The organism is Curtobacterium pusillum, assembly GCF_007680845.1.
In the GTDB taxonomy this organism is placed as follows: Bacteria; Actinomycetota; Actinomycetes; order Actinomycetales; family Microbacteriaceae; genus Curtobacterium; species Curtobacterium pusillum_B.
On the sequence record NZ_VEIY01000010.1, the window covers coordinates 72,734 to 95,955 of the forward strand.

Here is a 23,222-nt window from a genome sequence, read left to right on the forward strand (position 1 = left end):
CACGATCCTACTTGACGAACTTCGTACTGCGAACTACTTTGTTCGCAACACGAACCTTCAGGAGCGCACATGCACGCAGCGGTCGTCACCACCTTCGGCACTGCCCCCACCTGGCAGTCCTTCGAGGACCCGACCCCCACCGACGAGGAGGTCGTCGTCGACGTCGTCGCCGCCGGACTCCACCCCCGCGTCCGTTCCCAGGCCGACGGGTCGCACTACACGAGCGAGGGCGCGCTGCCCCTCGTGCCCGGTGTCGACGGTGTCGGACGCTTCCCGGACGGGACCCTCCGCTACTTCGCGGTCGCCAGCGACACCCGCGGCTCGATGGCCGAGCGGGTCGCGGTCGACCCGCGGGCGAGCGTCGTGCTCCCGGACGGCGCCGATCCGATCGCCGTCGCCGCCGGCGCCAACCCCGTCATGTCGTCCTGGGTCGCCCTCCGACGCCGCATCGCGTTCCAGCCCGGCAGCCGCGTGCTCGTCCTCGGCGCGACCGGCGCGTCCGGCCGCGCGGCCGTCCAGGTCGCGAAGCACCTCGGCGCCGCCCACGTGGTCGCGAGCGGTCGCGACCCCCGGAAGCTCACGGCGTTGACCGACCTCGGAGCGGACGTGGTCGTGCCCCTCGACGACCCGAGCTCCGTCGGCGCGGCCGCGGCCGGAGCGGACGTCGTCATCGACTACGTGTGGGGCCAGCCCGCCGCTGACGTGATGGCCGCGCTCGTCACGGCCCGCCCCGATCGCGGACGCCGACTCGACTGGATCGCGATCGGTTCCACCGCCGGTCAGGAGGCGCGGATCCCGTCCGCCGCACTGCGCGCGTCCGGCCTCACGATCGTCGGGAGCGGGCAGGGCTCGGTCGGTCGGGCCGCGTTCGTCGCGGAACTGCCCGGCATCGTCGCCGCGATCGCCGACGGGACCGTCCGGATCGACGCGACGGCCGTGCCGATGGCGGACGTCGAGGCCGCGTGGGCCGGACACGACGGCACGGCCACGAGCAGAGTGGTGCTCGGAGTCTGATCCTCGATCGGCTTCCTGTCCGTCCACTCAGGGTCCCCACATCCCGCGCTCCGTAGGCTGTGAGGGCCCAGTGAGCCGGACTGCAGCCCGACCCCGAGGAGGTGTCCGATGGTCACCGTCCTCGTCGCGTTCGCGGTCGTCGCCCTGATCGTCCCCGCCCTGACCCCCGTCCTCGGCCGCCGCGTCTTCTTCGTGGCGGCCCTCGCACCAGCAGCGGCGGCGGTGCTCACCGTCGCCCAGACCGGGACGGCACTGCACGGCGGCGTGACCGAACGAACCGAGTGGGTGCCGCAGCTCGACCTCGCGATCGCCCTGCGGATGGACGCCCTGTCGTGGGTGCTCGCCCTCGTCGTCTCGGTGGTCGGCGCGCTCGTGCTCGTCTACTGCGCGTCGTACTTCGAGCAGGACGAACCGGGGCTCGGACGGTTCGCCGGCGTGCTCACCGCGTTCGCCGGGTCGATGTACGGGCTCGTGGTGGCCGACGACGTCATCGTGCTGTTCGTCCTGTGGGAAGCGACCACGGTCTTCTCGTACCTGCTCATCGGCCACGACTCGATGAAGCGGGCCAGTCGTGCGGCGGCGATGCAGGCGCTCGTCGTCACCACCGCCGGCGGCCTGGCGATGCTCGCCGGACTCGTGGTGCTCTCGGTCGCCGCGGGCACGACCTCGCTGTCCGGCATCATCGCCGATCCGCCGTCGGGCACGGTCGCCTCCGTCTCCGTCGTGCTCGTCCTGCTCGGGGCGCTGACGAAGTCCGCGATCGTCCCCTTCCACTTCTGGCTGCCTGCCGCGATGGCCGCCCCCACGCCGGTGAGCGCCTACCTGCACGCCGCGGCGATGGTCAAGGCCGGCATCTACCTCGTCGCCCGGCTCGCTCCCGCGTTCGCCCTGCTCGACGGGTGGCGCGAGACGATCACGGTCCTCGGCGTCCTCGGCATGCTCATCGGCGGGTACCGGGCGCTCCGGCAGACCGACATCAAGCTCCTGCTCGCCTACGGCACGGTCGCGCAGCTCGGGTTCCTCGTGCTCGCCGCGGGGTGGGGAACGCCAGAGATCGCCCTCGGCGGCGTGGCCCTGCTCGTGGCGCACGCCGCCTTCAAGTCGACCCTGTTCCTGGTCGTCGGGTCGATCGACCACGTGACCGGCACCCGCGACCTCGCACGGCTGAGCGGCCTCGGCCGGAAGATGCCGTGGCTCACCGTCGTCGCCGTGCTCGCGCTGCTGTCGATGGCGGGCATCCCGCCGACCATCGGCTTCGTCGCGAAGGAAGCCGTGCTCACCGGCTTCATCGAGGCGCTGCACGGGCCGGACGCCGGTTGGGCCTGGACCGCCCTCGTCGGGGTCACCATCGGCTCGGTGCTCACCGTGGCGTACTCGCTCCGGTTCCTCTGGGGCGCGTTCGCCCGGAAGCCCGGCGTCCCCGACACCCAGCCGCACGCCCTGCACGGGCTCGGTGTCGTCCCGACGGTCCTCGCGTTCGCCGGCCTCGCACTCGGGGTCCTCACCCCCGTGGTCGCGCACGGCCTCGAACCGGCAGCGGCCGCGGCGTCGTCCGGCTCCGCGCCGGTCCCGCACCTCGCGCTCTGGCACGGTCTCGAGCCGGCGCTCGGGATCTCCGGCGTGACGCTCGTCGGCGGCCTCGCCCTGTTCGCCCTGCGCCGCCCGGTCGAGGCGCTGCAGCACCGACTCGCGGGCACACCCAGCGCGTCGAGCGTCTACCGCCACCTCATGCGCGGCCTCGACCGCGTCGCGACCGGGCTCACCGCCGGCGTGCAGCGCGGGTCGCTCCCCTACTACCTCACCGTGATCCTGTCGGTGTTCGTCGCCGGGGCGATCGTGAACCTGGTGATCGGCGGGCCGTGGGCCTTCCACGTCCGGTTCGCCGACTCGTGGGGCCAGATCCCCGTCGTGGTCGTCATGTCGTTCGCCGCGATCGCGGTCCTCACCGCGAAGACCCGGTTCGCCGCCGCCGTCCTGGTCGGCGTCACCGGATACGGCATGTCGGTGCTCTTCGTCCTGCACGGTGCCGTCGACCTCGCGCTGACCCAGCTCGTCGTGGAGACCGTCACGCTCATCGCGTTCGTGCTCGTGCTCCGCCGGCTCCCCCCGCGGATCGCCACGGCGAACCCCTCGCGCTTCCGCATCGTCCGGGCGCTGTTCGCCGGGCTCGCCGGGCTGACCCTCGCGATCGTGGTGGTCGTCGCCGCGTCGGCCCGCACCGCTGAGCCCCTCTGGCCGGACCTGCCCGCCCTGACCAGCTCGTTCGGGCACGGTCTCAACGTGGTGAACGTGGCGCTCGTCGACCTGCGCGGCTGGGACACCCTCGGCGAGCTCACCGTCGTGGTGGCCGCCGCGACGGGCGTCGCGAGCCTCATCTTCGTGAACTCGCGGGAGGACACGCTCCCCCGGCTCCGCGACCTCCCGTCGACCGTGACGAGCGACAAGCACCGCCCCGACGGCGAGCCCCGCGCCTGGCTGCCGACGAGCGCCGCGATCCCGACCGGCCGTTCGGCGCTCCTCGACGTCGTCGTGCGACTGCTCTTCCACGGCCTGATCGTGCTCTCCGTGTACCTGTTGTTCGCGGGCCACAACGCCGCAGGCGGTGGATTCGCCGGCGGGCTCGTCGCGGGCATCGCGCTCGCGGCCCGGTACCTGGCCGGCGGCCCGGCCGAGCTCGGCGCCGCCGCACCGGTCCGTGCCGGTCGGCTGCTCGGACTCGGCGTCGCGACCGCGGCGATCACGGCGCTGGTGCCGATGCTCTTCGGCAAGGAGGCCCTGTACTCGGAGTTCTTCGAGGCGACCGTCCCGGTGCTCGGCCACGTCGAGTTCGTCACCGCGACGTTCTTCGACATCGGGGTGTACCTCGTGGTCGTCGGGCTCGTGCTCGACGTCCTCCGCAGCCTCGGCGCCGAGGTCGACCGGCAGCGCCTCGAGGACGCCACCAGCTCGACCTCGACACCGGCCCCGACCCCGGAAGGGAGCGCCACGTGACCGTCACCCTCGTGCTCGTCATCGCGATGGCGGTGCTGTTCTCCTGCGGGGTGTACCTGCTGCTCGAACGCTCCCTGACCCGGATGCTGCTCGGGTTCCTGCTGCTCGGCAACGCCCTCAACCTGCTGCTCCTGACGATGTCGGGTGCCGCGGGCGACCCGCCGATCGGCACGACGTCGAAGGGCATCGCCGACCCGCTGCCGCAGGCGTTCGCCCTCACCGCCATCGTGATCACCTTCGCGGTCAGCGCGTTCCTGCTCGCCCTCATCCACCGCTCCTGGAAGCTGTCCCGAGCCGACGAGGTCGAGGTGGACGAGGCGGACGTCGCGATCGGCCGCGAACGCGACGAGGCCGCCGACGAGGACCCGGAGACCACCACCGACGCCGAACAGGAGGCGACCCGATGACCTGGCTCGTCCCGCTCCTCGTCCTCGTCCCGCTGCTCGGTGCCGCCGTCGCGCTCGGACTCCTCAACCACCAGAAGCTCCAGCGGGCGATCACCGTCGTGGTGCTCGTCGTCGCCCTGGCCGTCGCCGCGACCCTCATGGTGCTCGTGGACCAGCACGGCGCGATCGTGGTGCAGGTCGGCGGATGGGACGCCCCGTACGGCATCTCCCTCGTGGTGGACCGCTTGAGCGCCCTGCTGCTCACGGTGAGCGCGAGCGTGCTCCTCGTCGTCCTGCTGTTCTCGATCGGACAGGGGCTCGCGGCCGACGACGGCGAAGCCCCGGTGACGATCTTCTACCCGACCTACCTCGTGCTGGCGGCGGGCGTGCTCGACTCGTTCATCGCGGGTGACCTGTTCAACCTCTACGTGGCGTTCGAGATGCTCCTCGTGGCGAGCTACGTGCTCATCACGCTCGGCGGCAGCGAGCAGCGCGTCCGGGCCGGCACGACGTACATCGTGACCAGCCTCATCGCGTCGGCGATCTTCCTCGCCGCGATCGGGCTCGTCTACGGCGCGACCGGCACGGTGAACATCGCGCAGATCAGCGAGCGGATGGCGGGTCTGCCGGAGCACGTGCAACTGCTCCTCCACACCATGCTGCTCATCGGCTTCGGCATCAAGGCGGCCGTGTTCCCGCTGGCGTTCTGGCTGCCGGACTCCTACCCGACGGCACCGGCCCCGGTCACCGCGGTCTTCGCGGGCCTGCTGACGAAGGTCGGCATCTACGCGATCATCCGGCTCGAGACGATCATCTTCCCCCGGCCGCAGCTCAACACGGTGCTCCTCGTCGTGGCGATCCTGACGATGGTCGTGGGGGTGCTCGGCGCGGTGTCGCAGACCGACGTGAAACGGCTGCTGTCCTTCACGCTCATCAGCCACATCGGGTTCATGGTCATGGGCGTCGGCCTCGGGTCGGTCGCCGGCACCGCCGCCGCCGTGTTCTACACGGTGCACCACATCGTCGTGCAGACCACGCTGTTCCTGGTCTCGGGCCTGATGGAACGGGTGGGCGGGACCACCTCGACGCGGTCGCTCGGCGGCTTGCTCAAGGCCGCTCCGCTCCTGGCGGCCCTCTACCTGATCCCCGCGTTCAACCTCGGCGGCATCCCCCCGTTCTCCGGGTTCATCGGGAAGCTCGGGCTGTTCCGCGCCGCCGCCATCGACGGCTCCCCGCTGGCGTACGTGACGATCGGCGCAGGGGTCGTGACGAGCCTCCTCACGCTCTACGCGCTGATGCGCGTGTGGGACGCGGCCTTCTGGCGTCCGAAGCCCACCGCGGAGGCGGCCGCTCCGCACGTGAGCGTCGCCGAGCCGCACGCGCACCTGCGGGCGCCGGAGCCGGCCCCGCTGACCGTGTCGGAGGCGAGCGGCGAGGCGTACCACCCGGCCGGCTCGGTGACGGTCACCGACGCACCGCACGTCAGCCGCCCCTCCCGACCGACCACTGCGCCGACGGCCGCGCAGGACGGTGCCGGTGCGGCACCCTCGCGCGTCGGGCTGCCGCGCATGCTCATCGGCGTGACGACGGTCGCGGTCCTCGGGTCCGTCGCCCTGACCGTCGTCGCCGGGCCGCTCTACGGCTACGCGACCCGCGCGGCCGAGTCGCTCGAGTCCCCCGACCGCTACGTCCAGGCCGTCCTCGGAGGCACCCGGTGAGCGCCGACAGCACGCGGCGGTTCACGAACGCCCGCCGGATCGCCGTCGCCTGGCGCTACGACGTCCCGCTCGTCGCCGGGCTCACCGTCCTCTGGGCGCTGCTCTGGGGGTCGTGGACGCCGCTGACCCTGCTCTGCGGGATCGTCGTCGCGCTCCTCGTCACGCAGGCGCTGCCGCTCCCGCCGGTCCCGCTCTCGGCACGCTTCTCGATCCCGCACTCCGCCTGGTTCCTGGTCGTCTGGTCCGGGCTCGTGGTGCTGGCGTCGTTCCGGGTGGCCTGGGTCGCGCTGCGGCCACGAGGGGTGCGGCGCAGCTCGATCACGCTCGTGCAGCTGCACTCGACGTCCGAGATGACCTTCACCCTGGCGACGCTCGCGATCTCGCTCGTGCCGGGGTCGTACGTGGCGGACGTCGACCTCCGCCGTCGGCGCCTGCTCCTGCACGTGCTCGACACCGAACGGGTCGAGCAGGTCGAGGCCGCCCGACGCGAAGCCCTGGGGATCGAGACGCTGGTCATCCGCGCACTCGGGTCGAAGCAGGACGTCTCCGAACTGTCCGAACCCCTGCCGGAGGTCAGCCGATGAGTGCCGCAGTCGTCGTGATGGGCGTCGGGATCGCCCTCGTGCTGGCGCTCCTCGGCGCCACCCTCGCCCTCGCCGTGTTCCGGATCGTGCGCGGTCCGACGATCCTCGACCGGATGATCGGGTCGGACATGGTCCTCACGACCGCGCTCGTGGTGATCGCGGCAGCCATGGTGGTCCGGCAGGACCTCACCGCGGTGCCCGTCCTCGTGGTGATCGCCGCGACGAGCGTCTTCGCCACGATCGCCGTCGCCCGGGCCGTCACGCCGTCCTCGGACCCGTCGGACGAGGGCCTCACCGCGACCACGCCCGAGCACGCCGAGGAGGAACGACGATGACCGACGTCATCCAGGGGTTCGTCGACGGCGCCGGGGTCCGCGCGTGGATCGCCCTCGGCCTGCTGCTCGTCGGGTCGGTGCTGTCGCTCGGCGCCGGGGTGGGGATCGTCCGGTTCCCCGACCCGCTCGTCCGCCTGCACGCCATGGCGAAGCCGCAGGTGCTCGGTCTGGCGTTCGCCCTCGCCGCGATCGTCGTCGCGGTGTGGACGTGGACGGCGCTGTGGGTGGTGCTGCCGATCATGGTGTTCCAGCTGTTCCTGGTGCCGGTGTCGACGCACATGATCGCCCGCGCGGGCCTCCGCTCGGACGACCACCGCCACGAGGACCTGCTCGTCGACGACACCGAGTAGGCCCGAGCGCCGACCCCGGTCAGCGCGCCGCGCGCCGACCCAGCGCCAGGTTCGCCACGGCGGCGAGCACGACGACCGCGGCCGACACGGCGGGCAGCAGCATCGCGGCACCCACCCCGTGCTGCTCGGCCACGTCACCGGCGATCGCCGACGCGATCGACTGCCCGACGATCACCGCGGAACCGAGGATCGTCATGGTGGTCGCCGAACGCCCGACGGGCGACCGCTCCGAGCCGAGACTGTACTGCGCGACCAGGGTCGGCCCGATCCCGATGCCCAGCACGGCGAGGACGACGCCCGCGGCGAGGACCGACTGCACCTGCGAGAACGCGACGGCGCCGCCGAGCAGCACGACGCCGAACACCAGCCACCGCCACCCCAGCGTGAACCCGCGCGGGAAGACCGCCGACCCGAGCGCGAGTCCGGCAGACCCGATCCCCATCAGCCCGTACAGCAACCCGGCCTGCGCGGGCTCGCCGTGCGACTCCATGAACGCGGTGAGCGCGGTGAGCGTGGACCCGAAGAAGAGCCCGACGCCGAGGATCCCGACGACCACGACGACGAGCCGGGGCCGGAGGAGTTCCCGGGCGGGCGCCTGCACGAGCTCCTCGTGCCGGCCGAGCACGAGCTTGCCGGTGGGGTGCAGGGCGAACGCCGTGACGAACACGAACGTGAGGGCCGAGGCGCCGGCGACCGCGACCCACGGGGCGATCGCGGTCGCGAGGAGTCCGACCAGGAACGGGCCGATGATGAACACCGTCTCGTCCGCGGCGGACTCGTAGGCCATGGTGCCGCTGAGGACCTTGTCGCGTCGTCGAGGCGCCATCCGCTGCCCGATGATCGCGACGAGCCGCGTCCGGGACATCGGGGCCACCTGGGGTGCCGACGCCCCGATGCAGAACGCGAGGGCCAGCACGGCGGAGTCCGGAGCGCTTCCGGTGACCACGAGCGGGAACACACCGAGGAGCGCCGCGTTGACGAGGCCGACCGGCACGAGCACCCGCCGCTGGCCGAACCGGTCCGCCGCCGCGCCGACCATCGGCCCGAAGACGGCGGCGCCGATGCCGACCGACGCGGAGTTCACGCCGCCGAGCGCGACGGAGTCGCGGGCGGCGACGACGAGCGTGAGCACGCCGACGACCATCATCGCGAACGGGAGCCGGGCGACGAACGCCACCGGGAAGTACCACCGCCCGGCGTGTGCGACCAGGGACCGGTCGTCGGTCGTCGCGGGCTTCGGTGCGGTGGAGCTGGTGTGGAGCATTTGGGGGTGTGCCTTCTCGGCCCGCCCGGGAGCTGGGGGGCGGACCCATCGGGTGCCGCCGTTGTCCGCCGGGGAGCCGGCGGCCGGTAGATACACACTGCGTGTGGATGGTGCGCCAGCAGGCTACCAGGGGTAACGGTTCGTCACCCGGCCCCGTGGCCCGGACGGCCGCCATATCGTGGCGCGCATGGAACAGCGACGCATGGGGCGGACGGGTGCTCCCGTCAGCGCGCTGACCCTCGGGACCCGGGCACTCACGGCCGTGGCGGAGCGGGACGCCGACGATGCCGTGCGGCTCGTCCACGAGGCGCTCGGACGCGGTGTCACCGCGGTGGACGTCTCCGACGCCGACGGCGCCGGGCTCGCCGAGAGCGTCCTCGGGGCGGCGCTCGGGGACCGGCGGGACGACGTGTTCGTCGCGGTGCGGTTCGGCGACCCGGTCGACCGGGACCCGGCGCACCACGGCAACGGCCGGCGGTGGATGTTCCGCGCCGTCGAGCGGAGCCTGGAGCGGCTCGGCACGGACGTCATCGACCTGTACCAGCCCGCGCACCCGGACCCGGCGACGTCCCTCGACGAGACGCTCGACGCCCTGGCCGACCTCGTCACGCAGGGGAAGATCCGTGCGTTCGGGATCCCGGGCTTCCCGTCCGAGGAGATCGTCGAGGCGCAGTGGCTGCGTTCGGGCGGCAAGAGCGCGACGGCGACGCACGCGCCGTACTCGATCCTCACCAGGACGGCCGAGCGGAGCACCTTCCCGGTCGCTCGCCGGTTCGGCCTCGGCGTCCTCGCGGCGGCGCCGCTCGCGGGCGGTTGGCTCGCGGGCGCGTACCGCGACGGCACCGTCCAACCCCGGTCGCCGCGGGTCGTGGAGCAGCCGCACGCGTACGACATCGGTGCGCCCGCGAACCGTCGGAAGCTCGAGGTCGCCGACCGGCTCGGCCGGCTCGCCGACGACGCCGGGCTGACGCTCCTCGAGCTGGCGGTCGGCTTCGCCCTGACGCACCCGGACGTGTCCTCGGTGGTGGTCGGCCCGCGGACCCTCTCGCACGTGGACGCGTACGCGCAGGCGGCCGAGGTCGCGCTCGACGACGAGGTGCTCGACGCGATCGACGCGATCGTGCCGCCGGGGACGCACGTGCTCGAGCGGGACACCGGGGTAGCACTGCCCGGCCTCACGCCGGAGCGGCTGCGCGGCCGGGTGCTCGCGCACTGACGGACGAGCAGCGCCCCGACACGAGCAGGATCGTCGCCGCCGTCTGACCGCGGCCGTAGGATCTCGACCATGGTCGAGATCAGCCGCCCGAGCCCGACCGACCTCCTCACGATCGGCGAGGTCGTCGCGCGGACCGGCGTGGCGGCGTCCGCCCTGCACTTCTACGAGCGCAAGGGCCTGATCCACCCCGAACGGACCGCGGGCGGCACGCGGCTGTACCCACGGCACGTCGAGCGGCGGATCGCCATCATCCAGGTCGCCAAGCGGCTCGGCATCCCCCTCAGCGAGGTCGCGGAGCAGTTCGAGACCCTGCCGACCGACCGGATGCCGTCGCTGCGGGACTGGAACCGGCTGAACGAGCGGTGGCGCGCGCGGCTCCGTGCGCGGCAGCTGGAGCTCGAGCGCCTGCAGGAGGAGATGACGCAGTGCATCGGCTGCGGCTGCGTCTCGCTGAACGCGTGCCTGGTGATGAACCCGGGCGACCAGTTGGGCGCCGAGGGGCACGGGGCCCGACGGTTGCTCCCGATCGCGGACGAGGCGCCCGACCCGACCAGCTGACGGCCTGGAGGCGCGGTGCGGCCCCGACCCGCGCCTCCCGTCCGATGACCGGTCGCGTGACGGTCAGCGCGTCGCGTCGCGCAGGGCGTCGTCGACGCGCGTCAGCGTGGCGAACGTCGTCGTGACGTCGGTGTCGGCGATGCGGCCGGCCCCGTTCCCGAGCGCCTGCCGCAGCATCCCGGCCCAGTGCGCGTGGAGCCGTTCGATGCTCTGCTCGGCGAGCTCGGTCGGGTGGAGGTGCACGGTCCTGGCGTCCTCCGGATCCGGCCGACGTTCGACCATCCCCTTCGCCACGAGGGACCGCAGGGCGACGCTGAGGTTGCTCCGCTTGAGCGCGGTCGCCTCGGCCACCGCACTCGGGGTCTGGCCCGGGTTCCGGTCGACCCAGCGCATGACGAGCGCCTCGGTGCCGGTGAGCGGCACGATGTCGAGCGTCCCGGCGCCGTTCGGGTCGATCTCGCGGGAGATGCGGAGCACCACGTCGGCGAGCTCGGCGAGGAGGTCGTCGGACACCGGGGACATGGCAGCACTGTAGCGCGGTCGAACAATGAGTTATGATTTCATAATCATGACGACCGACACCGGGACCATCCGCGCACACACCGCGGCCGCACCGACCACGAACCAGGGCATCAGCACCGCGCTGCTGCTCGTCCTCGGCCTCCTCAGCGCCGTCGCACCGTTCGCGACCGACCTCTACCTGCCGGCCTTCCCGCAGATGACCACCGAGCTGCAGGCCTCGGCGACCACCGTGCAGCTCACCCTGACCGCCTTCCTGGTCGGGGTGACGGCGGGCCAGCTGGTGTTCGGACCGCTCTCGGACCGCTTCGGCCGCGTGCCGCCGCTGCTCGCGGGTGCGGCACTCTGCGTGCTCGCGAGCGCAGCGGCCGTCCTCGCGCCGAACGTCGGCGTGCTGGTGGTCGCGCGGCTGCTGCAGGGCCTCGGCGGCGCGGCCGGCATGGTGATCGGACGCGCGGTGATCTCCGACCTCGCGACCGGGAAGGCGGCGGCGCGGGCGTTCTCGCTCATGATGATCGTCGGCGGGGTCGCCCCGGTCGTCGCCCCGCTGCTCGGCGGACTGCTGACCGGACCGATCGGCTGGCGCGGGCTGCTCGCGATCGTCCTCGGGCTGTCGGTGCTCATGCTCGTCGCCGTGGTCGTCGTCGTCCGCGAGACCCACCTCCGCGCACGCCGCGACGCCCTGCGCGCCGAACGCCGGGCAGCCGGGACGACCGGCTCGCCGCTGCGTGCGCTCCGCTCCCGGACCTTCGTCGGGTACACCGCCGTGTTCGGCTTCGCGTTCGCGGTGATGATGGCGTACATCTCGGCGTCGCCGTTCCTGTACCAGGGCATGCTCGGCCTCGGCACCGTCGGCTACGGCCTGGCCTTCGGGCTGAACGCCCTGGCGCTGATGGGCGTGAGCATCCTGTCCGCGAAGCTCACCGTGACCCGGTCGGTGACCGGTGTGCTCACGGCGGGGATCGTCCTCGTGCTCGCCTCGACAGTGGCCTTCGCGCTGCTCGTGGCGACGGGGGCGCCGGTGTTCTGGCTCGCCGTGCCGCTGTTCACCGCCGTGGGATCCCTCGGCCTGGTGCTCGGGAACGCGACGGCGATGGCGCTCGGTGCGGTGCCGGCCGCGGCGGGCAGTGCCTCGGCCGTGCTCGGTGCGCTGCAGTTCGGGCTCGCCGCGCTCGTGTCACCGCTCGTGAGCATCGGTGGCGAGGGGACGGCGGTGCCGCTCGCGGTCGTCATGCTCGCGGCCGCGGTGGTCGCGGTGGTCGCGCTCGTCCTGGCGCGTGGGCGGACGGCTACCGGGGGCGGGGCAGGTCGCGGGGCAGGTCGCGGGACCGGTCGCGGGGCTGCTGCTCGCGAGGCCGCAGGAACGGGACCTTCGGCATGAGCCAGTCGACCCACACCACCCGGACGCCCGGTGCCACGGCGAGCGACCACAGGATCGAGGCCGCCGCGTCGGTCGGGTAGTGCACGGCGTCGATCGACACGGCGAAGAACACGACGACGATCGCCACGACCCCGAGCGTCAGCACGAGCCGGTGCCACCGGGTGTCCCGGAGGAGCCAGACGAGCGCGATCACGAACGCCGTGATGTAGACGGTGTGCCCGCTCGGGTACCCCGGGTCCGGCTGCACCGGGAACGGGTGCGGCAGCACGCTGACGTCGGGGCGGGCGCGGTGCACGATCTCCTTCACCACGGCCGAGGGCACCCAGGTGATCGCGATCGTGCCGCCGAACGCCAACGCCGGTCGGAGGTCTCGTGCCCGCCACCAGATCACGGCGACGACCACGACGGTGATGCCGATCGCCGGTCCGGGGCTGATGACGTGGTAGACCGCGGTGGTGAACGCCCCGAGCGCACCGGTGTGCAGCTGGTTGAGCGCCTTCGACAGCCCGAGGTCGACGGTGCCGAGCGTGAACCCGACGATCGTGAGGACGATCACGGCGGCCACCGCGATCGCCACCGAGGCGAGCGGGTACGGGCTCCGGTCGAGGATCCCGTCGACGCCGGAGGACCGTCGGCGGGGGCGGAGCGCTGCGTCGGACATCCGACCATCGTCGCAGGTGCCCGCGCCCCGCTGCCCCGGAGTTCCACCGCCGTCGATCAGAGGACGTTCAGCGAACGGCAGGGACCGGGCGTCAGGACTAGAAGTGGATGCATGACAACCGTTGCCGAGAACATCGTCGCTGCCCTCCGCGAGAACCACGTCCAGCGGGTTTACGGCCTGCCGGGTGACTCCCTCAACGGGTTCACCGACGCGCTCCGGAAGGACGGGACGATCCGTTGGGAGCACGTCCGCCACGAGGAGGCCGCCGCGTTCGCCGCCTCCGCCGAGGCCGAGCTGACCGGGGAACTCGCCGTCTGCGCCGGCAGCTGCGGGCCCGGCAACCTGCACCTCATCAACGGTCTCTACGACGCCAACCGCTCCCGCGTGCCCGTCCTCGCCATCGCCGCGCACATCCCCACCGCCGAGATCGGCTCCGGCTACTTCCAGGAGACCCACCCGCAGGAGCTCTTCCGCGAGTGCTCGGTCTACGTCGAGTACGTGGCCGACCCGAGCCAGATGCCGCGCCTGCTCGAGATCGCGATGCGCGAGGCGATCGAGAAGCGCGGGGTCGCGGTGCTCGTCATCCCCGGCGACGTGCTGCTCGCCGATGCAGTCGCCCCCCGTGTCACCCGCATCGAGCGCACGGCGCCGCGGATCATCCCGTCCGAGGCCGAGCTGCAGCGGACCGCCGAGCTCCTCAACGGCGCCGACAGGGTCACGATCCTCGCGGGAGCCGGCGTCGCCGGGGCCCACGACGAGGTCGTCGCGCTCGCCGAGCGGCTGCAGGCCCCGATCGTGCACGCCCTCCGCGGCAAGGAGCACATCGAGTGGGACAACCCGTACGACGTCGGCATGACCGGGCTCCTCGGCTTCGCGTCCGGCTACCGGGCGATGGAGGACGCCGACGTGGTCCTCATGCTCGGCACCGACTTCCCGTACCAGCAGTTCTTCCCCGCGAAGGCGAAGCACGTGCAGGTCGACGTCCGCGGCTCGCAGCTCGGCCGGCGACACCCCGTGGACATCGGACTCGTCGGCACGGTCAAGGACACCGCCCTCGCGCTCATCCCGCTCCTGACCGGATCGCACCCGACGAAGCACCTCGAGGACGCCCGGAAGCACTACGCCAAGACCCGGGCGAAGCTCGACGACCTCGCCGTTCCCGCCGGCGGGCGCAAGCCGCTCCACCCGCAGTACGTCACCCGCGTGCTCGACCGGCTCGCCGACCAGGACGCCGTGTTCATCCCGGACGTCGGCTCCCCCGTGGTCTGGGCCTCCCGCTACCTCACGATGAACGGGGACCGGCGGCTGATCGGGTCGTTCGTGCACGGGACGATGGCGAACGCGGTGCCGCAGGCGATCGGTGCGCAGGCGGCGTTCCCGGACCGGCAGGTCATCGCGATGGCCGGCGACGGTGGGTTGACGATGCTGCTCGGCGAGCTCATCACCATCGTGCAGAACAAGCTCCCGGTGAAGATCGTCGTGTTCGACAACTCGTCGCTGAACTTCGTCGAGCTCGAGATGAAGGCCGCGGGCTTCGTCAACTACGGCACCGAGCTGCAGAACCCGGACTTCGCCGCGGTCGCCGAGGCGATCGGCATCGCCGGCTTCCGGGTGGACCGGTCCGACCAGCTCGAGGACGCCCTCGCCGCGGCTCTCGCGCACGACGGGCCCGCGCTCGTCTCGGTGCAGGCGAACCGCCAGGAGCTGTCGATGCCGCCCGCCGTGACCGCCGAGCAGGCGAAGGGCTTCACGCTCTACGCGATCCGCACGGTCCTGTCCGGTCGTGGCGACGAGCTGCTCGACCTCGCGTCGACCAACTTCCGCCAGTTCATCTGACGGCGGGGCGGCGCGGGGTCGGCGGGCTCAGGACTCGGCGCCGCCCTGCTCGAGGATGTCCGGCGCGGGGTCGAGGGACGCCCGCACCACGGCGTCGAGCGCGGTGACGATCTGCTCCAGTTCGAGCGACGGCCCGTCACCCGCGATGTCCGGCGTCGCGGGGACGTGCACGAACCCGGCACGGAACCCCTCACGGCCCGCGAAGGACATGAGCTCGTAGAACACCTGGTTGCACGTGAACGTCCCGGCGGTGTTCGAGACGGCCGCGGGGACGCCCGCCGCCCGGACGTCGCGCACGATGCGCTTGATCGGCAGCCCGGTGAAGGCGGCCGGGGCGCCGTTCGGGTCGATCGGTTCGTCCACCGGCTGCGCTCCGGAGTTGTCCGGGATCCGGGCGTCCATCACGTTGATCGCGACGCGCTCCGGGGTGACCGCGGAGCGTCCGGCAGCGAGACCCGTCGCGACGACGACGGACGGGCGGTGCTTCGCGATCACCGCCGCGAGCCGCGACCGTTCCTCGGCGAACACGACCGGGAGCTGCTCGACGACCAGCGTCGCCGGTCCGTCCCACGTCTCGACGAGCCGCCGGGCGGCGAGCCACGACGGGTTCACCGCGTCACCGCCGAAGGGCTCGAAGGCGGTCAGCAGGACGGTCGGTTCGGTCGCGGCAGCCACGGTTCCATCGTACGGAGACGACGGACGGGAGGCGCGGTGCGGGCCCGCACCGCGCCTCCCGTTCGTCGTATGGTCACCATCCGAGCGGCTGGCCGTCCTCCAGGAAGACGCCGGTCGGCCCGTCCGCACCGGCCGACGCGGCGGCCGCGACGGTCGCGGCGCTGACCTCCACCGGACGACCGTGCGGGTTCGGCACCCCGCCGAACTCCGTGGCGGTGTAGCCGGGTTCGACGGCGACGAAGTGCACCTCCGGCACGGCGCGGGCGTACTGCACCGTCAGCATCGAGACGGCCGCCTTGCTCGCTCCGTAGACGATCGCCTGGTACTGCGAGGCCGGCTTCTCCTGGTCGTGGTTCGCGGCGAACGAGCCGAGTGCACTCGAGATGTTCACCACGATCGGGGCGGAAGACCGACGGAGCAGGGGCAGCGCGGCCTCGGTGGTGCGCACCACGCTGACCGCGTTCGTGTCGAAGACCTCGAGCGCCTCCGGTCCGTTCAGCGCGACCTTCCCGATGCCGGCGTTGTTCACCAGGACGTCGATGCCGCCCGCGGCGTCGAGCTGCGCGAACGCCGCGGTGACCGACTCGTCGTCCGTGACGTCGAGCTGGACGGCTCGGGCGCCGACCTCCGCGGCGACGGACCGGCCGGTGTCGAGGTCCCGCGCGCCGATCCAGACGGTGTGCCCGGCGGCGACGAGCTGGCGGGCGGTTTCCTTGCCGAGGCCCCGTGTGGCCCCGGTGATGAGTGTCGTTGTCATGCGGCAAGCCTCGATCGGACCGGCTCGGACGGGCAGTCGTCCGGCTGTCGTAGGACTGACGGACCCAGGACACCGCACCGCCCGAGCCGCAGACTGGAACGGTGGAACACACCGAGTTCGGCAGCACGCTCCGGCGCCTCCGCGACCACGTCGCGCCGGACACCGTCGGGGTCGTCGCGGGGAGCCGCCGCCGCGCCAGCGGACTCCGCCGGGAGGAGCTCGCCGCCCTCGCCGGCATCTCCGCCGACTACCTGACGCGGCTCGAACAGGGGCGGGCGACCTCGCCGTCCGCCCAGGTCGTCGAAGCGCTGGCGCGCTCACTCCGGGTCGCCGACAGCGAGCGCGCGCTGCTCTTCCGGCTCGCAGGGCACGTCGTCCCGGGCCCGGACGTCGTGCCGTCGCGGATCCCGCCGAGCGTGCAACGGCTCCTCGACCGGCTGGCGGACACCCCGGTCGCGGTGCTCGACGCCGCTGGGACGATCCTCACCGCGAACGCCCCGTACGACGCGCTCATGGGACCGGTCGGAGCGCTCCGGGGGCACGAGCGGAACACCGCGTGGCGGCACCTGGTCGGTCCCGGCAGTCGGGCGGTGCACACCGATGACGAGCAGCGGGCGTTCGAGACGACCATCGTCGCGGCGCTCCGACTCACCGTCGCCCGCTACCCGCTCGACCGCGGGCTCCGGCAGCTCGTGCGGGACCTCCGGGCCGCCAGTCCGCGGTTCGTCGAACTGTGGGAGTCGGGCGACGGCGTCGTGCCGCGGGACCCGGGGCGGCGCAAGCTCGTCGACCACCCCGCCGTCGGCCGGATCGCGCTCGACTGCGACACGCTGCAGATCGCCACGGACGACCTGACGGTGCTGGCGTACACCGCGGAGCCGGGGTCCGAGGATGCCGAGCGGCTGGCGCTCGCGATCGTCCTCGGGACCCAGTCGCTCGTCAGCTGACCCCCGTCACCGTCGGGTCAGGCGCCGGCACCCCCGTCGACGGGGACGATCGCGCCGGTCACCATGGAGGCACGGTCGCTGAGCAGCCACGCAGCAACCTCGGCGACCTCCTCCGGCCGCGCCATCCTGCCGAGCGGCACGGACGCGTTGATCTGCTCGGTGATGCCCGGCGTCGCCGTCTCCCATGCCTCGATCATCTCGGTCGCCGTGCCGCCCGGGGTGATCCCGTTCACCCGGATGCCCTCGGGTGCCCACGTCACTGCGGCCGTCTCGGTGATGCTGTTCAGCGCCCGCTTCATCGCCCCGTAGGCGGGCAGCGCGGGGTTGGCCCGGCGACTGCCGATGCTCGAGGTGTTGACGATCGCACCGGGACCGGTTCGCCGCATGAGCGCAGCCTCGGCGGTCATCGCGACCCAGTGCCCGCGGAAGTTCACCGCGAACTGGTTCTCCAGGTCCTCGTCGCTCGTGGTGTCGAGCGGCCCGGGCTGCTGGATCGCCGCGCCGTTGTTGAACGCGCCGTCGAGCCTTCCGTGCAGCTGGTCGACCCGGTCCACGGCGGCACGGATGCTGGTCGGGTCGGCGAGGTCGAGGACGACGGCATCGGCCGTGCCACCGGCGGTCCGGACGTCGTCGACGACCGTGTCGAGCGCTGTGGTGCTGCGTGCCGCGAGGACGACCGCCGCGCCCTCCCGGGCGAACAGCCGTGCGGCCGCAGCACCGATGCCACGGCTGGCGCCGGTGATGAGGACGACCTTGCCGGTGAGCAGGCCGATGGGGTTGGTGGGGTTCTCGTTCGTCATGCGGGAAGCGTCCCGCCGTGGTCGGCACCGCAGCCAGGTACACCCCGTACCAGGATCCGTCCGCCGGGCCGGGGCAGACTCTGGGCATGGACAAGCAGGAGCTCGCGGCGTTCCTCCGCTCCCGGCGCGAACGGCTCCGGCCGGAGGACCTCGGGCTGCCGTCCGGCCCACGCCGACGGACGCCGGGCCTCCGGCGCGAGGAGGTCGCCGTCCTCGCGCACATCTCGACCGAGTACTACGTCCGCCTCGAGCAGGGACGAGCTCCACGCCCGTCCGCGGAGGTCCTCGCCGGGATCGCGGGCACCCTCCGGCTGAGCGACGCCGAGTCCGACCACCTGCACCTCCTCGCCGGGACCGCCCCGCTGCACGTCGGAACAGTCCGACGTGCAGTCCGTCCGAGCATCCTGGCCGTCATCGAGCGCCTCCCGCAGACCGCCGCGATCGTGATGGCCGCGGACTTCGAGGTCCTCGCCTGGAACGACCTCGCCGCCTCGCTCATGGAGGACTTCGACGAGCAGGACGCCGCGGGGCGGAACCTCGCCAGGAAGGCGTTCCCCCTCACGCCAGACGACTCCCCGACGTCGCACGTGCCGCCGTACGGCATCTCGGACGGCGCCGAGTTCCAGCGGCACGTCGTCATGCAGCTGCGGACGACGCTCGCCCGCTACCCCTTGGACGACCGGGTAGCGGGTCTCGTGGAGGAGCTCCTGACCGGCAACGCGGAGTTCGCCCGGCTGTGGGAGCAGCGCGACGTGCAGCCGTCGCCGATCCTGACGAAGACGTTCCGGCACCCGGCGGTCGGGGCGGTCACGGTCGACTGCGACACGCTCGCGCTCACCGATGCGGACCAGTTCCTCGTGCTCTACACGGCCGTACCCGGGTCGCCGGATGCGGACGCCCTGGCGCTCCTCGGGGTGCTCGGCGCTGACGCCGTCAGTCTTCGAGGTCGAAGACCACCACGCGGGAGCTCGCACCCTGGATGAACGACGCCACGGGCTGGTGCTCGGGGTGCGGCAGGTAGCCCTCGAGCGCCGTCCGGTCCCGGAAGCGCACGACCAGCATCCAGTCGAACCCGCCCTCGAGCCCCTCGGTGCTCACGCTCGTGCCGGAGCGCACCGACTCCACGCCGTCGATCCGGTCCAGGTGCTGCTCCACGACCGCGTCGGCCTCGGCCGCCCGGTCCGTGCCGGGTTCCCAGGCCACCAGGACCACGTGCGTCACGCCTGCCATGAACTGCTCCTCGTCGATGCGTCGATGCGTCGGGACCCCGCGCGGAGCCCGCACCCGATCGTGCCAGTGGCGGACCATCCGCGTTCGCAGACACCACCGCCCCTGTGTCCGTGCACAACGAGTCCACCTACCGTCGCTCCGCCGGCGAACCGTCGGTGAGCACGACATCGAACGAGGAGGCAACATGGCAAGCGGAGTGGCAGCGGTCTGGGTCCCGGTGAGCGACATGCAGCGAGCGGTCGCGTTCTACCGCGACACGCTGGGCCTGACCGTGACGAGCGAGTCCGACGACTGGAGCGAGATCGACGCGAACGGCTTGCGCATCGGCCTGAACGCCCGCGAGTCCGCGTCCCCGTCGAGCGGCGGCGGCGCGGTCGTCTCGTTCCAGCCGGACGGGTCGATCGAGGACGAGGTCGCCGACCTGCGGTCGCGCGGCGCTGACCTCCAGGGCGAGATCAGCGAGCACCCGTGGGGCAAGATCATCCCCTTCACCGACAGCGAGGGGAACGACCTGCAGCTCTACTCGCCGCCGCAGGGCTGACGCGACCACGTGACGGACGGGAGGCGCGGTGCCAGCTGGCACCGCGCCTCCCGTCCGTCTGCTGTTCCGTCTAGAACGCGGGCGTCCCGCCCGCGATCGTGACGGTCGACCCCGACTGGTAGCTCGACTCCGGGCTGACCAGGTGCACGTAGGCGGCAGCGAGCTCGGCCGGCTGCCCAGGGCGGCCGAACGGCGAGTCCTCGCCGAAGTGCGACACGGTCTCGGCGTCGTCGGAGCCCGGCTGGAGCGGCGTCCACACCGGCCCCGGCGCGACCGAGTTCACGCGGATGCCCTTCGGAGCGAGCTGCTGGGCGACGGCCTCGGTGAAGAGCTTGATCGCGCCCTTCGACACCGCGTAGTCGATCTTGTCCGGCGACGGCGTCGACGCCTGGATCGAGCCGGTCGTGACGATCGTGGAACCGGGCTCGAGGTGCGGCACGGCGGCCTTCGTCAGCCAGAAGAGCGAGTAGATGTTCGTCTTGAACGTGGAGTCGAAGTGCTCGGTCGACAGCGTGAGGATGTCGTCGTTGCTGTCCATCCGCCCGGCGACCATGACGAGGGTGTCGAGTCCGCCGAACTCGTCGACGGCCTTCTGGACGAGGTCCGAGCAGTACTGCTCGTCGGAGATGTCGCCGGGGAAGAGGACCGCGCGGCGTCCTTCGGACTCGAGGAGGTCGCGGACCTCTTCCGCGTCCTCCTGCTCGTCGGGCAGGTAGGAGAGGACGAGGTCGGCTCCTTCGCGGGAGAGTGCGATCGCGGCGGCGCGGCCGATGCCCGAGTCAGCGCCGGTGACGATGCCGCGGTAGCCCGTGAGGCGCTCCTTGCCGACGTAGCTCTGCTCGCCATGGTCGGGCTTCGGGTCCATCTTCCACGCGGCCCCGGGCAGCGACTGCTCCTGCTCGGGGAACGGCGGCTTCGGGTAGAGGGTGTTCGGGTCGTGCTTGTCGTACTGGCTCATGGGTCCACGATGCTCGCGGACCGCTCGGCGCCCCTCCAGCCGGCGGGGGTCGTCCGGCCGGCGGCGGTCGTCCGGCGCGGCCAGGGCGTACGCTGCGTCGTCGGCTCATCGTTCCCGGAAGGCGTCTCCTCGACATGACCAGTACTGCTGAACCCGGGGCTCGCCCCGCCGCTCCCACCGTGCCGGCGTCCGCCTGGCGCGCGCTCGTCGTCCTGCTCATCGGGATGTTCATCGCGCTCCTGGACACGACGATCGTGAACGTGGCCCTCCCGACGATCCGGACGTCGATCGACGCGGACGAGGCAACGCTGTCGTGGATCATCTCCGGGTACGCGCTGGCGTTCGGGTTGACGCTGATCCCGGCCGGCCGCATCGGCGACCGCATCGGGCACAAGTGGGTGTTCTTCGCCGGCATCGCCCTCTTCACGGTGTCGTCGTTCGCGTGCGGCATCTCCCAGACCGACGGTCAACTCGTCGCGTTCCGCGTCGTGCAGGGCCTGGCCGGAGGCATCTTCGTCCCCGCGGTGACGGCCTTCATCCAGCTGCTCTTCCCGCCCCGCTCCCGCGGCCGGGCGTTCGCGATCATGGGCAGCGTCATCGGTGTGTCGTCGGCCCTCGGTCCGATCATCGGCGGGCTGCTCATCCAGGCGTTCGGCGACACCGACGGGTGGCGGTTCGTCTTCTACGTGAACCTGCCGATCGGCGTGGTCGCACTCGTCCTCGCCGCGCTCTGGCTGCCGCGGCGCGACCCCGAGGCCGACCGGCCCGCCGCCGGGCTCGACTGGATCGGGGTCGTCCTGGTCTCCGGCGGCCTGGTGGCGCTGCTGGTCCCGCTCATCCAGGGGCAGTCGGAGGGGTGGCCGCTCTGGACCTACCTGACGCTCGTGGGCGGCGCCGTGTTGCTGGCCGTCTTCGGCCTGTGGGAGGTGCACTACACGCGCCGTGGCGGAAGCGCACTCGTGCCACCGTCGCTGTTCAGCCACCCGCAGTTCACCGGTGGTGTGATCCTCGCGCTCGTCTACTTCGCGGCGTTCACGAGCATCTTCTTCACGATCTCGCTCCTCTGGCAGACCGGCCTCGCGCACACGGCGCTGGCGTCCGGGGCGGTCACGATCCCGTTCGCGATCGGGAGCATCGTCGGGTCCTCGCAGAGCAACCGACTCGCTGTCCGGCTCGGCCGCAACGTGCTGATCGTCGGGACCGCCCTGGTGTCGATCGGCCTCATCTGGCTGTGGCTGCTGTTCCTCAACACCACCGGCACCGACCTGACCAGCTGGGACCTGCTCGTGCCGCTCTTCGTGGCGGGCCTCGGCAACGGGCTGTTCATCGCACCGAACGCGCAGTTCATCGTCGCGACGGTGGACCGTCGCGACGCCGGCTCCGGCTCGGCGGTCATCGCGGCCATCCAGCGGGTCGGCGCGGCGATCGGCATCGCGGTCGTCGGCTCGGTGCTGTTCGGCACGCTGAGCATCGCCCGACCGGACGCCCCGACCTCGCACTCCGCCGCGGCGATCGCGGCCGTCAAGCGGCAGGCCGCGGAGAACGTGGCCACGGGCTTCACGGACGCCGCTGCCCACGCGATGCTCGTCAGTGCGGTCTTCGCCGTGGCGGCGTTCGCCCTCGTGTTCGTCCTGCCCCGCCGGGTCGACCAGCGCGGCGGCCACTGACCACGGGTGCTGCGCAGACCGGACAGGTTCGGAGCCGCTGCAAACCGCCCGGGGAGCGGCTCCGAATGTGCTGTGGGCGTCATGAGCGCCCGGTCGGCGCTCGGGTGCGTCGATCCTGAAGCACAGAGAGGTCGCATCATGACCAGCAACGCAGCCACCAACCGCATCGGGTACGGGTCCACGTGGACGCAGAAGGGCGCCCTCGTCTTCGGGGTCGTGTTCCTCATCGTCGGGATCGCCGGCTTCATCCCCGGCCTGACGATGGACATGGGCACGATGTCGATGGCGGGCCACAGCTCGATGGCCCTGCTCCTCGGGACCTTCCAGGTGTCGGTGCTCCACAACATCGTCCACCTGCTCTTCGGCGTCGTCGGACTCCTCGCCGCCCGGAGCGCACGCGGTGCCCGGCTCTACCTCGTCGTCGGCGGCATCGTCTACGCGGTCCTGTTCGTCTACGGACTGTTCACCGCCGGCATGGCCGACCCGGCGAACTTCGTCCCGCTGAACAGCGCCGACAACGTGCTGCACCTGATCCTCGCGGTCGCGATGATCGTGCTCGGTCTGCTCCTGCCGCGCGTGGGCGCACGGCGCGTCTGACCTGCACGGAGCTCCGCACGAGCCGGACCGGCCCGAACCACGCGATCAGGTGGTTCGGGCCGGTTCGCGTTGTGGTCGGGCGGGCGTCAGCGCGCGCGGGGTTCGGAACCAGGTTCCGGACACAGCACCGCGGGAGTTCGTGGTGCTGTGCCCGGAACCTGGTTCCGGAGCGGCAGGGCATGCGGCGGCCGCGGAGGACGCCGCAGGGCGCGTCAGCGCGCGGGCGCACCGCCGAGC

At 72.3% G+C, this 23,222-nt stretch carries 24 protein-coding genes; 16 read left to right on the forward strand and 8 right to left on the reverse strand.

Annotated features, from left to right (window positions below):
• The first annotated feature begins 69 nt into the window (after positions 1-69).
• The 7 genes from FS825_RS17235 (at position 70) to mnhG (ending at position 7,378) form a co-directional block, all read left to right on the forward strand.
• The gene (locus tag FS825_RS17235) at positions 70-1,014 is read left to right on the forward strand and encodes a quinone oxidoreductase family protein (RefSeq protein ID WP_144715442.1); all 945 of its coding nucleotides are present in this window, start codon (positions 70-72) and stop codon (positions 1,012-1,014) included.
• A gap of 108 nt (positions 1,015-1,122) precedes the next feature.
• Positions 1,123-4,005 (forward strand): Na+/H+ antiporter subunit A, encoded by a 2,883-nt coding sequence (locus tag FS825_RS17240; protein WP_144715444.1) that lies wholly within the window; start codon positions 1,123-1,125, stop codon positions 4,003-4,005.
• Positions 4,002-4,412, forward strand: a complete 411-nt coding sequence (locus tag FS825_RS17245; protein WP_144715446.1) for a Na(+)/H(+) antiporter subunit C — start codon at positions 4,002-4,004, stop codon at positions 4,410-4,412. The genes FS825_RS17240 and FS825_RS17245 overlap by 4 nt, the downstream gene beginning before the upstream one ends.
• Positions 4,409-6,109, forward strand: a complete 1,701-nt coding sequence (locus FS825_RS17250; RefSeq protein WP_144715448.1) for a Na+/H+ antiporter subunit D — start codon at positions 4,409-4,411, stop codon at positions 6,107-6,109. Before FS825_RS17245 ends, FS825_RS17250 begins: the two co-directional genes overlap by 4 nt.
• The gene (locus FS825_RS17255; protein WP_144715450.1) at positions 6,106-6,693 is read left to right on the forward strand and encodes a Na+/H+ antiporter subunit E; all 588 of its coding nucleotides are present in this window, start codon (positions 6,106-6,108) and stop codon (positions 6,691-6,693) included. Before FS825_RS17250 ends, FS825_RS17255 begins: the two co-directional genes overlap by 4 nt.
• Positions 6,690-7,028: an MrpF/PhaF family protein gene (locus FS825_RS17260; protein WP_144715452.1), complete on the forward strand. Its 339-nt coding sequence runs from the start codon at positions 6,690-6,692 to the stop codon at positions 7,026-7,028. Before FS825_RS17255 ends, FS825_RS17260 begins: the two co-directional genes overlap by 4 nt.
• Positions 7,025-7,378 carry a monovalent cation/H(+) antiporter subunit G gene (mnhG, locus tag FS825_RS17265; protein WP_144715454.1) on the forward strand — a complete coding sequence of 118 codons (354 nt, stop codon included), beginning with the start codon at positions 7,025-7,027 and terminating at the stop codon, positions 7,376-7,378. The genes FS825_RS17260 and mnhG overlap by 4 nt, the downstream gene beginning before the upstream one ends.
• A gap of 19 nt (positions 7,379-7,397) precedes the next feature.
• Here mnhG and FS825_RS17270 read toward each other — a convergent pair whose 3' ends face one another.
• Positions 7,398-8,642 (reverse strand): MFS transporter, encoded by a 1,245-nt coding sequence (locus FS825_RS17270; RefSeq protein ID WP_144715456.1) that lies wholly within the window; start codon positions 8,640-8,642, stop codon positions 7,398-7,400.
• Between the two features lie 187 nt (positions 8,643-8,829).
• On the opposite strand from FS825_RS17270, the gene FS825_RS17275 reads away from it, so the two are divergent.
• Together FS825_RS17275 and soxR are read left to right on the forward strand one after the other, a co-directional pair.
• On the forward strand, positions 8,830-9,858 hold the full coding sequence (locus FS825_RS17275) for an aldo/keto reductase (RefSeq protein WP_144715458.1): 1,029 nt from the start codon (positions 8,830-8,832) through the stop codon (positions 9,856-9,858).
• 69 nt (positions 9,859-9,927) lie between these two features.
• On the forward strand, positions 9,928-10,416 hold the full coding sequence (soxR, locus tag FS825_RS17280; protein WP_144715460.1) for a redox-sensitive transcriptional activator SoxR: 489 nt from the start codon (positions 9,928-9,930) through the stop codon (positions 10,414-10,416).
• Positions 10,417-10,479: 63 nt separating this feature from the next.
• Here the strand turns inward: soxR and FS825_RS17285 are convergent, their stop codons facing one another.
• A complete protein-coding gene (locus FS825_RS17285; RefSeq protein ID WP_144715462.1) occupies positions 10,480-10,938 on the reverse strand; it encodes a MarR family winged helix-turn-helix transcriptional regulator in 459 nt (152 codons plus the stop codon).
• 46 nt (positions 10,939-10,984) lie between these two features.
• On the opposite strand from FS825_RS17285, the gene FS825_RS17290 reads away from it, so the two are divergent.
• Positions 10,985-12,316, forward strand: coding sequence for a multidrug effflux MFS transporter (locus FS825_RS17290; protein ID WP_144715464.1), 1,332 nt, complete (start codon positions 10,985-10,987; stop codon positions 12,314-12,316).
• On the opposite strand, the gene FS825_RS17295 is transcribed toward FS825_RS17290, so the two are convergent.
• Entirely contained in the window at positions 12,225-12,977 is a 753-nt protein-coding gene (locus FS825_RS17295; RefSeq protein ID WP_144715466.1) for a phosphatase PAP2 family protein, read from the reverse strand. The two genes, FS825_RS17290 and FS825_RS17295, sit on opposite strands and share 92 nt — an antisense overlap.
• A gap of 111 nt (positions 12,978-13,088) precedes the next feature.
• Here FS825_RS17295 and poxB point away from each other — a divergent pair, with 111 nt between their 5' ends.
• Positions 13,089-14,813 carry a ubiquinone-dependent pyruvate dehydrogenase gene (gene poxB, locus FS825_RS17300; RefSeq protein WP_144715468.1) on the forward strand — a complete coding sequence of 575 codons (1,725 nt, stop codon included), beginning with the start codon at positions 13,089-13,091 and terminating at the stop codon, positions 14,811-14,813.
• A gap of 27 nt (positions 14,814-14,840) precedes the next feature.
• Here the strand turns inward: poxB and pcp are convergent, their stop codons facing one another.
• Positions 14,841-15,488 carry a pyroglutamyl-peptidase I gene (gene pcp, locus FS825_RS17305; RefSeq protein ID WP_144715470.1) on the reverse strand — a complete coding sequence of 216 codons (648 nt, stop codon included), beginning with the start codon at positions 15,486-15,488 and terminating at the stop codon, positions 14,841-14,843.
• A gap of 73 nt (positions 15,489-15,561) precedes the next feature.
• A complete protein-coding gene (locus tag FS825_RS17310) occupies positions 15,562-16,245 on the reverse strand; it encodes an SDR family NAD(P)-dependent oxidoreductase (protein WP_144715472.1) in 684 nt (227 codons plus the stop codon).
• 101 nt (positions 16,246-16,346) lie between these two features.
• On the opposite strand from FS825_RS17310, the gene FS825_RS17315 reads away from it, so the two are divergent.
• Positions 16,347-17,192 carry a helix-turn-helix transcriptional regulator gene (locus tag FS825_RS17315; protein ID WP_144715474.1) on the forward strand — a complete coding sequence of 282 codons (846 nt, stop codon included), beginning with the start codon at positions 16,347-16,349 and terminating at the stop codon, positions 17,190-17,192.
• Positions 17,193-17,209: 17 nt separating this feature from the next.
• Here FS825_RS17315 and FS825_RS17320 read toward each other — a convergent pair whose 3' ends face one another.
• Entirely contained in the window at positions 17,210-17,992 is a 783-nt protein-coding gene (locus FS825_RS17320; RefSeq protein WP_144715476.1) for an SDR family NAD(P)-dependent oxidoreductase, read from the reverse strand.
• Between the two features lie 86 nt (positions 17,993-18,078).
• Here FS825_RS17320 and FS825_RS17325 point away from each other — a divergent pair, with 86 nt between their 5' ends.
• Positions 18,079-18,975, forward strand: coding sequence for a helix-turn-helix transcriptional regulator (locus tag FS825_RS17325; RefSeq protein ID WP_144715479.1), 897 nt, complete (start codon positions 18,079-18,081; stop codon positions 18,973-18,975).
• On the opposite strand, the gene FS825_RS18795 is transcribed toward FS825_RS17325, so the two are convergent.
• Positions 18,926-19,222, reverse strand: a complete 297-nt coding sequence (locus tag FS825_RS18795; RefSeq protein WP_186377316.1) for a Dabb family protein — start codon at positions 19,220-19,222, stop codon at positions 18,926-18,928. The two genes, FS825_RS17325 and FS825_RS18795, sit on opposite strands and share 50 nt — an antisense overlap.
• 184 nt (positions 19,223-19,406) lie before the next feature.
• Between FS825_RS18795 and FS825_RS17335 the strand changes: the two genes are divergently transcribed.
• Positions 19,407-19,763 (forward strand): VOC family protein, encoded by a 357-nt coding sequence (locus FS825_RS17335; RefSeq protein WP_144715483.1) that lies wholly within the window; start codon positions 19,407-19,409, stop codon positions 19,761-19,763.
• A 70-nt stretch (positions 19,764-19,833) separates the two neighbouring features.
• Here FS825_RS17335 and FS825_RS17340 read toward each other — a convergent pair whose 3' ends face one another.
• Positions 19,834-20,721: an SDR family oxidoreductase gene (locus tag FS825_RS17340; protein WP_144715484.1), complete on the reverse strand. Its 888-nt coding sequence runs from the start codon at positions 20,719-20,721 to the stop codon at positions 19,834-19,836.
• Between the two features lie 134 nt (positions 20,722-20,855).
• Between FS825_RS17340 and FS825_RS17345 the strand changes: the two genes are divergently transcribed.
• Entirely contained in the window at positions 20,856-22,388 is a 1,533-nt protein-coding gene (locus FS825_RS17345; protein WP_144715486.1) for an MFS transporter, read from the forward strand.
• Between the two features lie 138 nt (positions 22,389-22,526).
• A complete protein-coding gene (locus FS825_RS17350; RefSeq protein ID WP_144715488.1) occupies positions 22,527-22,985 on the forward strand; it encodes a DUF4383 domain-containing protein in 459 nt (152 codons plus the stop codon).
• The last annotated feature ends 237 nt before the right edge of the window (positions 22,986-23,222 follow it).

Excerpts from the sequence above, each read along its gene's own strand:
- FS825_RS17275 (WP_144715458.1), top strand. The coding sequence starts at position 8,830 with ATGGAACAGCGACGCATGGGGCGGACGGGTGCTCCCGTCAGCGCGCTG.
- soxR (WP_144715460.1), top strand. The coding sequence starts at position 9,928 with ATGGTCGAGATCAGCCGCCCGAGCCCGACCGACCTCCTCACGATCGGC.
- FS825_RS17260 (WP_144715452.1), top strand. The coding sequence starts at position 6,690 with ATGAGTGCCGCAGTCGTCGTGATGGGCGTCGGGATCGCCCTCGTGCTG.
- poxB (WP_144715468.1), top strand. The coding sequence starts at position 13,089 with ATGACAACCGTTGCCGAGAACATCGTCGCTGCCCTCCGCGAGAACCAC.
- FS825_RS17235 (WP_144715442.1), top strand. The coding sequence starts at position 70 with ATGCACGCAGCGGTCGTCACCACCTTCGGCACTGCCCCCACCTGGCAG.
- FS825_RS17310 (WP_144715472.1), bottom strand. The coding sequence starts at position 16,245 with ATGACAACGACACTCATCACCGGGGCCACACGGGGCCTCGGCAAGGAA.
- FS825_RS17335 (WP_144715483.1), top strand. The coding sequence starts at position 19,407 with ATGGCAAGCGGAGTGGCAGCGGTCTGGGTCCCGGTGAGCGACATGCAG.
- FS825_RS17240 (WP_144715444.1), top strand. The coding sequence starts at position 1,123 with ATGGTCACCGTCCTCGTCGCGTTCGCGGTCGTCGCCCTGATCGTCCCC.
- FS825_RS17250 (WP_144715448.1), top strand. The coding sequence starts at position 4,409 with ATGACCTGGCTCGTCCCGCTCCTCGTCCTCGTCCCGCTGCTCGGTGCC.
- FS825_RS17345 (WP_144715486.1), top strand. The coding sequence starts at position 20,856 with ATGACCAGTACTGCTGAACCCGGGGCTCGCCCCGCCGCTCCCACCGTG.
- FS825_RS17290 (WP_144715464.1), top strand. The coding sequence starts at position 10,985 with ATGACGACCGACACCGGGACCATCCGCGCACACACCGCGGCCGCACCG.
- FS825_RS17320 (WP_144715476.1), bottom strand. The coding sequence starts at position 17,992 with ATGACGAACGAGAACCCCACCAACCCCATCGGCCTGCTCACCGGCAAG.
- FS825_RS17295 (WP_144715466.1), bottom strand. The coding sequence starts at position 12,977 with ATGTCCGACGCAGCGCTCCGCCCCCGCCGACGGTCCTCCGGCGTCGAC.
- FS825_RS18795 (WP_186377316.1), bottom strand. The coding sequence starts at position 19,222 with ATGGCAGGCGTGACGCACGTGGTCCTGGTGGCCTGGGAACCCGGCACG.
- FS825_RS17350 (WP_144715488.1), top strand. The coding sequence starts at position 22,527 with ATGACCAGCAACGCAGCCACCAACCGCATCGGGTACGGGTCCACGTGG.
- mnhG (WP_144715454.1), top strand. The coding sequence starts at position 7,025 with ATGACCGACGTCATCCAGGGGTTCGTCGACGGCGCCGGGGTCCGCGCG.
- FS825_RS17325 (WP_144715479.1), top strand. The coding sequence starts at position 18,079 with ATGGACAAGCAGGAGCTCGCGGCGTTCCTCCGCTCCCGGCGCGAACGG.
- FS825_RS17270 (WP_144715456.1), bottom strand. The coding sequence starts at position 8,642 with ATGCTCCACACCAGCTCCACCGCACCGAAGCCCGCGACGACCGACGAC.
- FS825_RS17340 (WP_144715484.1), bottom strand. The coding sequence starts at position 20,721 with ATGAGCCAGTACGACAAGCACGACCCGAACACCCTCTACCCGAAGCCG.
- FS825_RS17285 (WP_144715462.1), bottom strand. The coding sequence starts at position 10,938 with ATGTCCCCGGTGTCCGACGACCTCCTCGCCGAGCTCGCCGACGTGGTG.